The sequence below is a fragment of the Streptomyces indicus genome, assembly GCF_900100315.1.
Taxonomy (GTDB): Bacteria; Actinomycetota; Actinomycetes; order Streptomycetales; family Streptomycetaceae; genus Streptomyces; species Streptomyces indicus.
In genome coordinates this window covers 546,461-559,878 of record NZ_FNFF01000001.1, presented here as the reverse complement: position 1 = coordinate 559,878, position 13,418 = coordinate 546,461, and the positions used below count along the sequence as shown (strand labels likewise).

General features: G+C 72.2%; 12 protein-coding genes and 1 pseudogene. 8 read left to right on the top strand and 5 right to left on the bottom strand.

Annotated elements, in window-relative coordinates:
- Together BLT97_RS02555 and BLT97_RS02550 are read left to right on the top strand one after the other, a co-directional pair.
- Window positions 1–1,950: a fumarate reductase/succinate dehydrogenase flavoprotein subunit gene (locus BLT97_RS02555; protein ID WP_093606972.1), complete on the top strand. Its 1,950-nt coding sequence runs from the start codon at window positions 1–3 to the stop codon at window positions 1,948–1,950.
- On the top strand, window positions 1,947–2,696 hold the full coding sequence (locus BLT97_RS02550) for a succinate dehydrogenase/fumarate reductase iron-sulfur subunit (RefSeq protein WP_093606971.1): 750 nt from the start codon (window positions 1,947–1,949) through the stop codon (window positions 2,694–2,696). The genes BLT97_RS02555 and BLT97_RS02550 overlap by 4 nt, the downstream gene beginning before the upstream one ends.
- A gap of 42 nt (window positions 2,697–2,738) precedes the next feature.
- Here the strand turns inward: BLT97_RS02550 and BLT97_RS02545 are convergent, their stop codons facing one another.
- The gene (locus BLT97_RS02545; RefSeq protein ID WP_093606970.1) at window positions 2,739–3,593 is read right to left on the bottom strand and encodes a helix-turn-helix domain-containing protein; all 855 of its coding nucleotides are present in this window, start codon (window positions 3,591–3,593) and stop codon (window positions 2,739–2,741) included.
- Window positions 3,594–3,738: 145 nt separating this feature from the next.
- Between BLT97_RS02545 and BLT97_RS02540 the strand changes: the two genes are divergently transcribed.
- Window positions 3,739–4,284, top strand: a complete 546-nt coding sequence (locus tag BLT97_RS02540) for a YceI family protein (protein WP_093606969.1) — start codon at window positions 3,739–3,741, stop codon at window positions 4,282–4,284.
- Between the two features lie 10 nt (window positions 4,285–4,294).
- On the opposite strand, the gene BLT97_RS02535 is transcribed toward BLT97_RS02540, so the two are convergent.
- Window positions 4,295–6,715, bottom strand: coding sequence for an excinuclease ABC subunit UvrA (locus tag BLT97_RS02535; RefSeq protein ID WP_176953612.1), 2,421 nt, complete (start codon window positions 6,713–6,715; stop codon window positions 4,295–4,297).
- Between the two features lie 246 nt (window positions 6,716–6,961).
- Window positions 6,962–8,059 (bottom strand): MsnO8 family LLM class oxidoreductase, encoded by a 1,098-nt coding sequence (locus tag BLT97_RS02530; protein ID WP_093606967.1) that lies wholly within the window; start codon window positions 8,057–8,059, stop codon window positions 6,962–6,964.
- A 51-nt stretch (window positions 8,060–8,110) separates the two neighbouring features.
- On the opposite strand from BLT97_RS02530, the gene BLT97_RS02525 reads away from it, so the two are divergent.
- Window positions 8,111–8,599, top strand: a complete 489-nt coding sequence (locus tag BLT97_RS02525) for a phosphatase domain-containing protein (protein WP_093606966.1) — start codon at window positions 8,111–8,113, stop codon at window positions 8,597–8,599.
- A gap of 40 nt (window positions 8,600–8,639) precedes the next feature.
- Here the strand turns inward: BLT97_RS02525 and BLT97_RS02520 are convergent, their stop codons facing one another.
- Window positions 8,640–8,855 carry a dodecin gene (locus tag BLT97_RS02520; RefSeq protein ID WP_093606965.1) on the bottom strand — a complete coding sequence of 72 codons (216 nt, stop codon included), beginning with the start codon at window positions 8,853–8,855 and terminating at the stop codon, window positions 8,640–8,642.
- Window positions 8,856–9,146: 291 nt separating this feature from the next.
- On the opposite strand from BLT97_RS02520, the gene BLT97_RS02515 reads away from it, so the two are divergent.
- From BLT97_RS02515 to BLT97_RS02505, 3 genes and pseudogenes are all read left to right on the top strand, one after another.
- Window positions 9,147–10,415, top strand: coding sequence for an extracellular solute-binding protein (locus BLT97_RS02515; RefSeq protein ID WP_093606964.1), 1,269 nt, complete (start codon window positions 9,147–9,149; stop codon window positions 10,413–10,415).
- A gap of 43 nt (window positions 10,416–10,458) precedes the next feature.
- A pseudogene (locus BLT97_RS38365) lies at window positions 10,459–10,716 on the top strand (KR domain-containing protein); the annotation flags it as partial.
- A gap of 127 nt (window positions 10,717–10,843) precedes the next feature.
- On the top strand, window positions 10,844–11,662 hold the full coding sequence (locus tag BLT97_RS02505; protein ID WP_093606963.1) for a TIGR02452 family protein: 819 nt from the start codon (window positions 10,844–10,846) through the stop codon (window positions 11,660–11,662).
- Window positions 11,663–11,685: 23 nt separating this feature from the next.
- Here BLT97_RS02505 and BLT97_RS02500 read toward each other — a convergent pair whose 3' ends face one another.
- Window positions 11,686–12,141 (bottom strand): type II toxin-antitoxin system PemK/MazF family toxin, encoded by a 456-nt coding sequence (locus BLT97_RS02500; RefSeq protein ID WP_093606962.1) that lies wholly within the window; start codon window positions 12,139–12,141, stop codon window positions 11,686–11,688.
- A 135-nt stretch (window positions 12,142–12,276) separates the two neighbouring features.
- Here BLT97_RS02500 and BLT97_RS02495 point away from each other — a divergent pair, with 135 nt between their 5' ends.
- Entirely contained in the window at window positions 12,277–13,371 is a 1,095-nt protein-coding gene (locus BLT97_RS02495) for a glycosyl hydrolase family 18 protein (protein ID WP_093606961.1), read from the top strand.
- Window positions 13,372–13,418: the final 47 nt, after the last annotated feature.

The window sequence follows — 13,418 nt, the reverse complement described above, 5'->3', positions numbered from 1 at the left end:
ATGAGCACATACGCGGAATACGCAACCGGCGCACCCGTCGTCGACACCAAGGCGCCCTCCGGTCCGGTCAACGAGCGCTGGGACAAGCGCCGTTTCGAGGCCAAGCTGGTCAACCCGGCCAACCGCCGCAAGCACACCGTGATCGTCGTCGGCACCGGACTCGCCGGCGGCTCGGCGGGCGCGACGCTGGCCGAACAGGGCTACCACGTCGTGCAGTTCTGCTTCCAGGACTCGCCGCGCCGCGCCCACTCGATCGCCGCGCAGGGCGGCATCAACGCCGCGAAGAACTACCGCAACGACGGCGACTCGATCCACCGGCTCTTCTACGACACCGTCAAGGGCGGCGACTTCCGGGCCCGCGAGTCCAACGTGCACCGGCTCGCGCAGATCTCGGTGGAGATCATCGACCAGTGCGTGGCCCAGGGCGTCCCCTTCGCCCGCGAGTACGGCGGCCTGCTCGACACCCGCTCCTTCGGCGGCGTCCAGGTCTCCCGTACGTTCTACGCCCGCGGCCAGACGGGACAGCAGCTCCTGCTCGGCGCCTACCAGGCGCTGAGCCGGCAGATCGCCGCGGGGAACGTGGAGATGCACGCCCGCACCGAGATGCTCGACCTGATCGTGGTCGACGGACGGGCCCGCGGCATCGTCGCCCGCGACCTCATCACCGGGAAGATCGACACGTACTTTGCGGACGCCGTGGTGCTGGCCTCCGGCGGCTACGGCAACGTCTTCTACCTCTCGACGAACGCCATGAACTCCAACGCGACCGCGATCTGGCGGGCCCACCGCCGCGGCGCGTACTTCGCCAACCCCTGCTTCACGCAGATCCACCCCACCTGCATCCCGCGCACCGGCGACCACCAGTCGAAGCTCACGCTGATGAGCGAGTCGCTGCGCAACGACGGCCGGATCTGGGTGCCCAAGGCCAAGGGCGACACCCGTCCCGCGGCCGAGATCCCCGAGGACGAGCGAGACTACTACCTGGAGCGCATCTACCCGTCCTTCGGCAACCTGGTGCCCCGCGACATCGCCTCGCGCGCCGCGAAGAACGTGTGCGACGAGGGCAGGGGAGTGGGCCCCGGCGGCCAGGGCGTCTACCTGGACTTCGCCGACGCCATCCAGCGCATGGGCCGCAAGGCCGTCGAGGCCAAGTACGGCAACCTCTTCGACATGTACCAGCGGATCACCGACGAGGATCCGTACGAGGTCCCGATGCGGATCTATCCCGCCGTGCACTACACGATGGGCGGGCTGTGGGTGGACTACGACCTGCAGACCACCATCCCCGGCCTGTTCGCGATCGGCGAGGCCAATTTCTCCGACCACGGCGCGAACCGCCTCGGCGCCTCTGCACTGATGCAGGGCCTCGCCGACGGCTACTTCGTCCTGCCGTCCACGATCAACGACTACCTGGCCCGCAACCCGCACCAGGACGAGCTGTCGACGGAACACCCCGTCGTGCAGGAGGTGTTGGCGGAGACCGAGGACCGCCTGAACCTCCTCCTCTCCGTCGACGGCGACCGCACCCCCGACTCCTTCCACCGCGAACTCGGCGAGCTGATGTGGGAGTTCTGCGGCATGGCGCGTACGGAGACGGGCCTGCGCAAGGCCCTGGAGCGCATCCCGCAGATCCGCGAGGAGTTCTGGCGCCGGATCAAGGTGCCCGGCACGGGCGAGGAGTTCAACCAGTCCCTGGAGAAGGCCAACCGCATCGTCGACTACCTCGAACTCGCCGAGCTGATGTGCCTGGACGCCCTGCACCGCGCCGAGTCCTGCGGCGGCCACTTCCGCGAGGAGTCGCAGACCGCGGACGGCGAGGCCGAGCGCAAGGACGAGGAGTTCTCGTACGCCGCGGCCTGGGAGTTCACCGACACGGGCGCTTCCCCCGTGCTCCACAAGGAAGAGCTGACCTTCGAATACGTACACCCCACCCAGCGGAGCTACGCATGAAGCTCACCCTGCGCGTCTGGCGGCAGAAGAACGCCGGCGCCGACGGCGCGATGTCCACGTACGAAGTGGACGGGATCTCCCCGGACATGTCGTTCCTGGAGATGCTCGACACCCTCAACGAGGAGCTCATCGTCAAGGGCGAGGACCCCGTCGCCTTCGACCACGACTGCCGCGAGGGCATCTGCGGCGCCTGCTCGCTGGTGATCAACGGCGACGCCCACGGACCCGAGCGCACCACCAGCTGCCAGCTGCACATGCGCTCCTTCCAGGACGGCGACACCATCGACGTCGAGCCGTGGCGGGCCGCGGCCTTCCCGGTGGTCAAGGACCTCGTCGTGGACCGCTCGGCCTTCGACCGGATCATCCAGGCGGGCGGCTACATCACCGCCCCAACGGGTGCGGCCCCCGAGGCACATGCCACCCCCGTGCCGAAGCCGGACGCGGACTTCGCCTTCGAGCACGCCGAGTGCATCGGCTGCGGGGCGTGCGTGGCCGCCTGCCCCAACGGCTCGGCGATGCTGTTCACTTCGGCCAAGGTCAACCACCTCAACGTCCTTCCGCAGGGCTCGCCCGAACGCGAGACCCGCGTGCTCGACATGGTGGACCAGATGGACGCGGAGGGCTTCGGCGGCTGCACCCTCACCGGCGAGTGCGCCACGGCCTGCCCGAAGGGCATCCCGCTGCCGTCCATCGCGGCGATGAACAAGGAGTGGCTGCGGGCGCAGCGCAGGGTCGCACGCCGCTGAGCGGCGGCCGGTGAGGGGTGCGGGGGTCCGCCGCCGCGCCCCTCAGCTGCCGACGGCCCGCAGCGTGCCGGGCCGGCGCCCGTTGAGCAGATCGAGGGCGGCCGAGGCCGCCTCGTCGGCCGGCAGATGCACGATCATGCGCTGGCCGTCGCCCTCCGGCAGCTCCAGGATCTCGTACGCGAGGCGCAGCTCGCCCGCCTCCGGGTGCACCAGCGTCTGCGTGCCGCTGCGCCGGGCGACCCGCGCCGGTGCGGCGATGCGGTCGGTGAACGCGGCGCCGACGGTGATCGTCAGCTCCTGCGCGAGCTCCGTGGTCTCCGGGTCGCCCTTCGTGATGCCGAAGCGCAGCAGCTCCACCTGTTCGTCGGCGGCCCGCTCCCAGTCGGCGTACGCGTCCTTCGCCCGCGGATCGGTGAGGACATAGCGCGGCAGGCTCGGCGCCTCGCCGTCCAGCATGCCGAGCGGCCGCGCGAGCCGTGCGAAGCCCTCCGTGTACGCGGCGATCTCGCCGAGCCAGTTGACCACCAGCGCCGGGGTGGGCTCAAGGCGGTCGAGCAACGCCCGTACGGTGGGCCGCACTTCGCGCTGCGGACGCGGCCGGACCGCGCACAGGAAGTCGCTCTCCTCCGACTTCAGGAGCTGCCGCAGATAGAGCCGCTCCTCCAGCGGGATCCGCAGCGCGTCGCAGAGGGCCCCCAGCACCTGCGGCGACGGATGGCGGTCGCGCCCCTGCTCCAGGCGGGCCAGATACTCCACGCTGATGTCCGCGAGCATCGCCAGCTCGGAGCGGCGCAGCCCCGGGGTGCGCCGGCGCGGCCCCTCGGGCAGGCCCACCTCGGCGGGTGTGACGGCCTCGCGGCGGGCGCGCAGGAAGGAGCCGAGCTCGTTGTCGGTCATCCGTCGATCGTACGAGGGGCAGGGCGCCGGAGGGTGGCCCTGCCACTACCAGCCTCCGCCGGGCCAGCCTTCCCCGGACCAGCCTCAGCCGGACCAGCCTCGGCCCGGCCTTCCTGGTCCGCCCGTAGCGCCCGAGGGTGGAGCCATGACGACCTCACGGACCACCACGCTCCCCCTGTCCGCCGGCGCCTGGGCCTTCGACCCCTTCCACTCCGCCGTCGGCTTCACCATCCGCCACCTCGGCATCTCCAAGGTGCGCGGCCGCTTCGACCAGCTGGACGCCACCCTGACCGTGGGCGAGACCCTCGCCGACTCCTCCGTCACCGCGACGGTGGCCCTGGAGTCCATCGACACCGGCAACGCCGACCGTGACGCCCACGTGCGCTCCTCCGACCTCCTCGACGTCGCCAACCGGCCCACGATGAGCTTCCGTTCGACGCGCATCAAGGGAGCGGGCGAGGACTGGACGATGGAGGGTGAGCTGACCATCGGGGACGTGACCCGGCCGGTCACCTTCGCCGTGGAGTTCGGCGGCGTCGCCGATGCGCCGATGGGCGGCAAGCATGCGGGATTCGAGGCCACGGGGGAGATCCGGCGGAGTGAGTTCGGGCTCACCTTCGCGCCCGGTCTGCTCGGCGAGGTGGTGAAGATCCACCTGGACGTGCAGTTCATCGCGCCCGCCCAGGTTTGACGCGCGCGTCTCAGCCGCGCCGACCACCTGTCCCGCTGCCGAGCCGAGCCGCCAGATACGGGGCGGTCCGGCTCCCGGCCGTCCGCGCGACCTCGGCCGGCGTCCCGGCCGCCATGATCCGGCCGCCGTCCGCGCCGCCGCCCGGCCCCAGGTCGATCACCCAGTCCGCACCCGCGACCACCTCCATGTCGTGCTCGACCACGATCACCGAGTGGCCGGCGTCGACCAGACCGTGCAACTGCCGCATCAGCACCTCGACATCGGCCGGGTGCAGACCGGTGGTCGGCTCGTCCAGGAGGTACAGCGTGTGGCCGCGCCGCGCCCGCTGGAGCTCGGTCGCGAGCTTGATCCGCTGCGCCTCGCCGCCGGACAGTTCGGTGGCGGGCTGCCCGAGCCGCAGGTGGCCCAGGCCCACGTCGAGCAGCGTGCGCAGCGAGCGCGCCGCGGCCGGGATCTCCCCGAGGAACTTCGCGGCCGCCTCCACGGACAGGTCGAGCACGTCGGCGATGTTCCGGCCGCGGTACGTGACCTCCAGCGTCCCGGGGTTGTAGCGGGCGCCGTGGCAGTCCGGGCAGGGCGCGTACGTACTGGGCAGGAAGAGCAGCTCGACCGAGACGAACCCCTCGCCCTGGCAGGTCTCGCAGCGCCCGCCGGCCACGTTGAACGAGAACCGTCCCGCCTTGTAGCCGCGCGCCCGCGCCTGGTCGGAGTCGGCGAAGACCTTGCGTACGACGTCGAACAGGCCGGTGTACGTGGCCAGGTTGGAGCGCGGGGTGCGGCCGATGGGCCGCTGGTCCACCTGGACGAGCCGGTCCACGGCCCCGTCCAGCCTTCCCGGCCCCGGCTGCCCGTCCAGGAGCGGCGCGAGCACCTGCCCCACGAGGGTGGACTTGCCCGAGCCCGAGACGCCGGTCACGGCCGTGAACACCGCGAGCGGGAACTCCGCGTCCACGCCCCGCAGGTTGTGCAGCTCGACCCCGGTGAGCTTCAACCACCCCTTGGGGGTACGGAGTTCGCGTACCGGTGCGGGTCCGCGGGCGAACAGGTGGCGCGCCGTCGCGGACTCCTCGACCGCCGCGAGCCCGGCGACCGGCCCGCTGTGCAGCACGCGCCCGCCATGCTCACCGGCGCCCGGACCCACGTCGACCAGCCAGTCCGCCTCGCGCACGACGTCCAGGTGGTGCTCGACCACGCAGACCGAGTTGCCCGCCGCCTTGAGCCGGCGCAGCACGGTGAGCAGCGCTTCGGTGTCGGCCGGGTGCAGACCGGCCGACGGCTCGTCGAGCACGTACACGACGCCGAACAGGCCGGAGCGCAACTGCGTGGCCAGGCGCAGGCGTTGGAGCTCGCCCGCGGAGAGAGTGGGGGTGGCGCGGTCCAGGCTCAGATAGCCGAGGCCGAGCTCGGTGACGACGGCGATCCGGGCCAGCAGGTCTTCGGTGAGGACACGGACCGTCTCGTCACCGGTGTCCGCCGTGCCGAGCAGTGCGGCGAAGCGGTCGAGGGGGAGTGCGGCGAGGTCCGCGATCGTACGGCCGGCGAACGTGACGGCGAGCGCCTCGGGGCGCAGCCGGCTGCCGCCGCAGGACGAGCACGGCGTGCTCTCCAGGAAGCGCTCGGCCTTGGCGCGCAGGCTCTGGCTCTTGGACTCCGCGAAGGTCTTGAGGACGTAGTGCCGGGCGCTCATGTACGTGCCCTGGTAAGGGCGTTGGATCCGGTCCGCGTCGCGCACCGGGTGCACGGTGACGACCGGCTGCTCCTCGGTGAACAGGATCCAGTCGCGGTCGGCCCGGTCGAGGTCGCGCCAGGGCCGGTCCACGTCGTAACCGAGCGCGTCGAGGATGTCGCGCAGGTTCTTGCCCTGCCACGCGCCGGGCCACGCGGCGATCGCGCCCTCGCGGATCGAGAGCGACGGGTCGGGGACGAGCAGGGCCTCGGTCGTACGGTGGACGCGGCCCAGGCCGTGGCAGGCGGGGCAGGCGCCCGCGGCGGTGTTCGGCGAGAACGCGTCGGAGTCGAGGCGCTCGGCGCCGGCGGGGTAGTCGCCCGCGCGCGAGAAGAGCATCCGCAGGGAGTTCGAGAGCGTGGTGACCGTACCGACGCTGGAGCGCGAGGTGGGCGTGGCGCGGCGCTGCTGGAGCGAGACGGCCGGCGGCAGGCCCGTGATCTCCGCGACCTTCGGGGCCCCGATCTGGTGGATCAGACGGCGGGCGTACGGGGCGACCGACTCGAAGTAGCGGCGCTGGGCCTCGGCGTAGAGGGTGCCGAAGGCGAGGGAGGACTTGCCGGAGCCGGAGACGCCGGTGAACACGACAAGGTGGTCGCGGGGGATGTCCACGTCGACGGCCTTGAGGTTGTGCTCGCGGGCGCCGCGGATGCGGATGTTCGGGTCCTGGGCTTGCATGTGGGGCTCCGGGGTGGGGCTTTCCATGATCTCAGGGTGGGGGTGGCGGTGGGGGTATGGGCGTTTGTGGGTGCGGTGCGCTGTGGTGCGGGTCGGCTTGGGCTGAGGTGGGTGGCGCCTGCGGCGGGCGGAATTCCCCTACCCGCCCCTTCCCGAAACCGGGGGCTCCGCCCCCGGACCCCTTGGTGGGCACCCACGCGGGGGCTTCGCCCCCTGCACCCACTTTGGGGCTTCGCCCCTTGCCCCCGTATCGCGCCTGGACGGCGCTCGTCCTCAAACGCCGGACGGGCTGACAGTTGCCCCACCGGCAGAAAGCTGCGCACCGGCAGCAAGCTGCCCACGGGCCGAAGGGGGCCCCATCGCCGACATCAGTCTCGTGAACGAGTTCAGGAGCTCGTCCCGGTCGTACGTCGACGTAGTCACCAGCACCTCGTCCGCGCCCGTCGCCGTGATCACCTCGGCCAGGGCCGTCCTGACCTCGTCCTCCGTGCCGTAGAGCTTGCCGCGCAGACCGGACTCGAAGAGGTCGCGCTCCTTCGGCGACAGCTCGCGCGCCAGTGTCGCCTCGACGGGCTCCAGCGGCGGGAACACGCCGTGCGTGCGCGAGTACGCCATCGACCATGCCTCGGGGATCAGGAGTCGCCGCGCCGCCTCCGCGGTCTCCGCGACCGCCACCTCGCCCGCGATCATCACGTACGGTTCCTCCGCCCACACGGAGGGCTTGAATCCGTCCCGGTAGCGTTCGACGGCTTCGGTCATGCGCGAGCGGCCGCGGAGATCGCCGATCACCAGGGGCAGCCCGGCCCCCGCCGCGATGTCGGCACCTTCGCCCATCGCCAGGACGAACGGCGGGACACGACGGCCCTCGGCCGGATACGCGTGCACCTGCGGGTGGGCCGTCTGCGTACCGGTCAGGTAGCCGAGCAGCAGCTCCAGCTGCCCGGCGAAGTCCTCCGCGTCGTCCTTGCCGTGGCCGAGCGCCTTGCGCACCCCGCCCGTGAAGCCGACGCTGCGGCCCAGCCCCATGTCGATCCGGCCGGGATACAGCGCGTCGAGCACCCCGAACTGCTCGGCGACGACGAGCGGTTGATGGTTGGGCAGCATGACCCCGCCGGTGCCCACCCGGATCGTGGAGGTCGCCGCCGCCACCGCCGCGGCGAGCACTGTCGGCGCCGAGCCCGCGACACCCGGCACGCTGTGGTGCTCGGACACCCAGAAGCGGTGGTAGCCGAGCGCCTCCACCTGCTGGGCGAACCGCACCGTGTCCCGCAGCGACTGCGCGGGATCCTGTCCCGTGCGCGTACGGGAGCGGTCGAGCACGGAGAACCTGGTCCGGGCGAGGACGGCGGCGGCTGCATCGGTCGTGGTCACACCCGTACAACACCGCGAGGCGCTCAGGATTCCCTGGCTATCGTGGGGCGCATGGACGCCGCCCGCCGCCCCGTGGCCGTATTCGACCTGGACAACACCCTCGCCGACACCGCGCACCGGCAGCGCTTCCTGGAGCGCAAGCCGCGCGACTGGGACGGCTTCTTCGCCGCCGCGCCCGACGATCCGCCGCTCGCGCGCGGAATCGAGCTGGTCCTGACGAGCGCCGAGGAGTGCGAGATCCAGTACCTCACCGGCCGGCCCGAGCGCTGCCGCGCCGACACAGAGGCGTGGCTGGCGCGGCACGGGCTGCCGGAGGGCCGCATGTACATGCGGCGGAACAGCGACCGCAGGCCCGCCCGCATCACCAAGCTGGAGGTGCTGCGCAGACTGGCCCGCGGCCGCGAGGTGCGGATGCTGGTGGACGACGACGAGCTGGTGTGCGACGCCGCCGAGCGCGCCGGCTTCCGTGTCGTACGGGCGCGCTGGGCCCAGGAGTCCGAGGCCCTGCGGCAGGCGCAGGAGAAGGAAGGCCGCACCTGAGGGAGCGGCCGCAGGCCGCTCGGGCCGCCGGGACCGCCGGCTAGTCCGCCTCCTCCAGCCGGAAGCCGACCTTGAGGCCCACCTGGAAGTGGGCTACCTCGCCGTTCTCGATGTGGCCGCGCACCTGCGTCACCTCGAACCAGTCCAGGCCCCGCAGCGTCTGCGCGGCGCGGGCGATCCCGTTGCGCACGGCCTGGTCGATGCCTTCGGTCGAGGTGCCGACGATCTCCGTGACCCGGTACGTGTGGTCCGACATGGCGGTCGCACTCCTTTCGGCTGGTCACTCGGTCCACTCCACGGTGCCTGATGCACCCGTGCCGCGCGAGACGGGGGACGTGCCGGAATGCGGGGCCGGGACGTGCGGGAGAACGGCCGGACTGTGTCACGTATTGAGAACGTTTCGTGTCAAGTGGTGAGACCGTGCAGGCTGGCCCCTTGACCGTCCCTTTGGTCCATACCAAACTCCAGCGTCACACCCGTACAAGCGTCACCGCGCTTCCCCCCACGTCGGGCGAACTTCCGTGTCCCTGCGCCGAAGGTGAGCCGCGTGAACCGCCGAGTCCTTGCCGTGCCTTTGTCCCTGCTCACGCTGGCCGCCCTGAGCGGCTGCGGGAGCGTGTCCTTCGGCGGCTCCGAGGGCCGCGACACGGTCACGGTGTGGCTCATGCAGAACAGTGCCTCGCAGGGCTTTTTGAAGAAGTTCAAGCAGGAGTTCGAGGCCGAACACGGCGGCGTGGAACTGGACATCCGCATCCAGGAGTGGACCGGCATCGGAGAGAAGGTCGGCAAGGCGCTGGAGAGCGAGGACCCGTCCGCACCCGATGTGATCGAGGTCGGCAACACGCAGGTCGCGCAGTACGTGGAGCAGGGCGGCGTGCTCGACCTCTCCCTGGAGTCGCTGCGCGACCTCGGCGGCGAGGACTGGCTGCCCGGTCTCGCCGAGCCGGGCGCCGTCAACGGCTCCCAGTTCGGCATCCCGTGGTACGCGGCCAACCGCGTCGTGCTCTACAACAAGGACCTGTTCGCGGCCGCCGGCATCGACAAGCTGCCCCGTGACCGCGAGGAGTGGCTGGAGCAGACGGAGAAGCTCAACTCCGGTCCGCAGCAGGGTATTTACCTCGCCGGCCAGGACTGGTACACGCTCGCCGGATTCATCTGGGAGGAGGGCGGCGAACTCGCCGTCGACAAGGACGGCGTGTGGACCGGCGCCCTCGACACCCCGCAGGCGCGCGCGGGCATGGACTTCTACGCGCGGCTCCAGGCGCTCGGCAAGGGTCCGAAGGACGCCGACGAGCAGACGCCGCCGCAGGCCGAGGTGTTCGCCAAGGGGAAGGTCGCGCAGATCATCACGGTGCCGGGCGCGGCGAAGCTGATCGAGGAGACCAACCCCGAACTCGCCGGGAAGATCGGCTACTTCCCGGTGCCCGGCAAGAAGGCCGGACAGCCGTGTGCGGTGTTCACGGGCGGTTCGGACCTGGTGATCCCCGAGCGCACCGACCAGGAGTGGGCGGCCCTGGACGTGGTCAAGGCCCTGGCCGGCGAGCGCTGGCAGAAGGAGCTCGCCACCACCATGGACTACGTCCCCAACAAGACCACGCTCGCCTCCGCGGTCGCCGCCAACCCGGGCGCGGCGGCGATGGCGAAGGGCGCCGCCCGCGGCCGGGCCACCCCCAACTCCCCGCGCTGGGCGGCGGTCGAGGCCGACAACCCGATCAAGAGGTACATGACGGAGGTCCTGACGGGCGGCGACCCGGAGCAGGCGGCACGCGCCGCCTCACGGCAGATCACGGAGACCCTGGACCCCCGCGAGGAGTAGGGCGGTCGGCGGCGGGTGCGGGGTCGCGTGTGACGGGGTGCGGGCTCGCCACCTGGCCGAGCGCGGGGTCGAGCTGCGGGTGGCCGACTACGGGCAGCCGGAGACCCTGGCCGGTGCCTTCCAGGCGGGCGACCGCGTGCTGCTGATCTCCGGCAGCGAGGTCGGTCAGCGCGTGCCCCAGCACCGGGCCGTGATCGACGCCGCGAAGAACGCGGGCGTGGCGCTGCTCGCGTACACCGGCGTACTCGGCGGCCCCGAGGCCGACTTCAAGCTCGCCGACGAGCACAAGGTCACCCGTGAGGGTGCGGGGTCGTGTCTGGCGGGGTGCGGGCGGCGCAGCCGTACGGAAATGCGTTGCCGGGCGCGGCCGGCGCGGAGCAGGATGCGAGCCGTACGACATCGCACGCACCACCACGGGGGATCCACGCATGAGCGCACGTCTGCGCAGCCTTGCCGCCGCGACCGAGGCCGTCGTCGCAGCGGGCGGGTACACCGCACCCGGCGGCCGCACCGTCGACCTCGCGGACGCGATCGCGGCCGCACGGTCCGGCACCACGCTGCACGGCCCGCAGCCCGTGCCCTGCTCCGTGGACCCCGTCCACACGACGGCCTTCGAGGTCACGCCGGAGAGCAGCACCGAGGCGGCGCGGCGGCTGACGCGCGAGAGCGCCGCACCGGTCGCCGCCCTGAACTTCGCCTCCGCGCGCAACCCGGGCGGCGGCTACCTCAACGGCGCCCAGGCCCAGGAGGAGGCGCTGTGCCGAGCCTCCGCCCTGTACACCTGCCTGCGCGAGGCGCCCGCCTACTACGAGCACCACCGCACCCACCGCGACCCCTTCTACACGGACCGCGTCATCCACACGCCGGCCGTCCCGGTGTTCCGCGACGACAGCGGCCGGCTGCTCGAAGAGCCGTACACCGTGGGCTTCCTGACCTCGCCCGCGCCCAACGCCGGGGTGATCCGCCGCAGCCGGCCCGACGAGGCGCACCGCATCGGCCCCGTCCTCGCCGCGCGCGCCGAGCGCGTCCTGGAGACGGCCGTCGCCCACGGCTACCGGCACCTCGTCCTGGGGGCCTGGGGCTGCGGGGTGTTCCAGAACGATCCGGCCCAAGTGGCCGGCACCTTCCGGGCGTTGCTCACCGGCGAAGGCCGATTCGCCGGCCACTTCGAGCAGGTCGTGTTCGGCGTCCTCGACCGTCAGGGCCGCACGCGTGCCGCCTTCGAACAGGCCTTTCCCGCCGCCTAGTTCCGCACCGGCGCAGCGGAGAGTCAGCTCCAGCCGTACCGCTCCCGCAGCCTCAGCCGCACCAGGTTGAACCGCCCCTGGTCCAGGGCGCAGGCCTCGCGCCGCATCCCCTGCTCGTGGATGCGCAGCACCCGGTCCAGATCCACCCAGGAGTCACGGCCCGAGCTGTCCCACGGCCCGCTGCCGAGTGCCACCCATTCGCGGTCGTGGTCATGGCGCTTGCTGGAGAGCTGGATCCCGAGCAGCGTGCCGGCCGCCTCGCGCGCCACGATCAGGACGGGCCGGTCCTTGCCGCGCCCGTCGTTCTCCTCGTACGGCACCCAGGTCCACACGATCTCTCCCGGGTCGGGATCCCCGTCGTGGGCGGGCGCGTACTCCATCTGGACGGCACCCATCTCGTGGGGCTCGGCCTCGGTGGTCGCATGCGGTCCGCCGCGTCCCGGCACGTAGTCCTGCCCGATCGCCTGCTGGTCCGTCATTCCCGGCTCCGCCCTTCGCACCTGTCCTCGCACCCGGCCCCGGGCCCGCGCCCGGTCCGCTCTCGCGGGTCACGTTAGAGCCTGTACGGAGCAGCCCGCAGCGCGAGGGCCGGGGTCCCGCCGCAGGCTCGGCGCATGTCAGCCCGCACCGTTCTCGCCGCCGCAGCCCTCCTCCTGACCCTCGCCGCCGCACCGCCCGCACCACCGGACACGGACACGGGAGCGGGGGCGGCGGGCACGGACCGCGAAGCCGCACCGCCGCCGCGCACCGTCTCGGGCTGGCTGCCGTACTGGGACCAGGAAGCCGCCTACGCCACCGCTCTGCGCCACAAGGACCAGCTGCACACCGTCAGCCCGTTCTGGTACGAGGCGAAGGCGGACGGAAGCGTGCTGCCGCACCGCGGCGCGGGGGACCGGAAGGTGATCGACGGCCTGCGCGAGGCCGGGATCAAGGTGGTGCCCACGGTGCACGAGCGGATGGCGCCCGGCCGGCTCGCCGCCCTCGTCACGGACCCTGAGCGGCGCACCGCCCACGTCGACGCGCTGGTGCGGACGGTGCGCAGCCGGGCGTACGACGGCATCGACATCGACTACGAGACGCACGCGCCGACCCCCGAGGCCGAGTACCGCCGCGTGCGCGCCGGATACGCCGAGTTCATCACCGCGCTGTGCCGGCGGCTGCACGCCGATCGGAAGCTGTGCGTCACCACCGTCTCGCCGCAGGCCCGCGGCAACGGCCGGATCTGGGACTACCGTCGGCTCGGCGCCGCGAGCGACCGGCTGCGGATCATGGCGTACAACCTGCACTGGGCCGGCGGCGAACCCGGCCCGATCTCCTCGCCCGACTGGTACGAGGACATCCTCGCTCACGCCACACGCCTCGTGCCGCGCGAGAAGATCGAGATGGCGCTGCCCGCGTACGGCTGGGACTGGCCGGTGGCGGGCTCCGGCAAGCGCGAGCGCGCCCGGCATGTCACCTCCAAGTCGGGTGAGGAGCTGCGGCGCAAGGTGGGCGCGCGCTACCGGCTCGACCCCGCGTCGAAGACGCCCCACTTCACGTACACGGAAGGCACCGGCGCCGCCAAGCGCCGCCGCGAGGTCTGGTACCAGGACGCGCGGGGTACGGCCGCGCACCTGCCGGTGCTGCGGAAGTACGGGGTGCGGCACACCGCGATCTGGGCGCTGAACTTCGAGGACCCCGCGCTGTGGCGGACCCTGGCGCGGGGCTGAACGCGCGGATGCGCCCGGACGCGGGCCGGGAAGAACGGTACCGGCCC

Bases quoted from the DNA above. Each gene is read 5' to 3' on its own strand.
- BLT97_RS02555 (WP_093606972.1), top strand. From the start codon at position 1: ATGAGCACATACGCGGAATACGCAACCGGCGCACCCGTCGTCGACACC.
- BLT97_RS02550 (WP_093606971.1), top strand. From the start codon at position 1,947: ATGAAGCTCACCCTGCGCGTCTGGCGGCAGAAGAACGCCGGCGCCGAC.
- BLT97_RS02545 (WP_093606970.1), bottom strand. From the start codon at position 3,593: ATGACCGACAACGAGCTCGGCTCCTTCCTGCGCGCCCGCCGCGAGGCC.
- BLT97_RS02540 (WP_093606969.1), top strand. From the start codon at position 3,739: ATGACGACCTCACGGACCACCACGCTCCCCCTGTCCGCCGGCGCCTGG.
- BLT97_RS02535 (WP_176953612.1), bottom strand. From the start codon at position 6,715: ATGGAAAGCCCCACCCCGGAGCCCCACATGCAAGCCCAGGACCCGAAC.
- BLT97_RS02525 (WP_093606966.1), top strand. From the start codon at position 8,111: ATGGACGCCGCCCGCCGCCCCGTGGCCGTATTCGACCTGGACAACACC.
- BLT97_RS02520 (WP_093606965.1), bottom strand. From the start codon at position 8,855: ATGTCGGACCACACGTACCGGGTCACGGAGATCGTCGGCACCTCGACC.
- BLT97_RS02505 (WP_093606963.1), top strand. From the start codon at position 10,844: ATGAGCGCACGTCTGCGCAGCCTTGCCGCCGCGACCGAGGCCGTCGTC.
- BLT97_RS02500 (WP_093606962.1), bottom strand. From the start codon at position 12,141: ATGACGGACCAGCAGGCGATCGGGCAGGACTACGTGCCGGGACGCGGC.
- BLT97_RS02495 (WP_093606961.1), top strand. From the start codon at position 12,277: ATGTCAGCCCGCACCGTTCTCGCCGCCGCAGCCCTCCTCCTGACCCTC.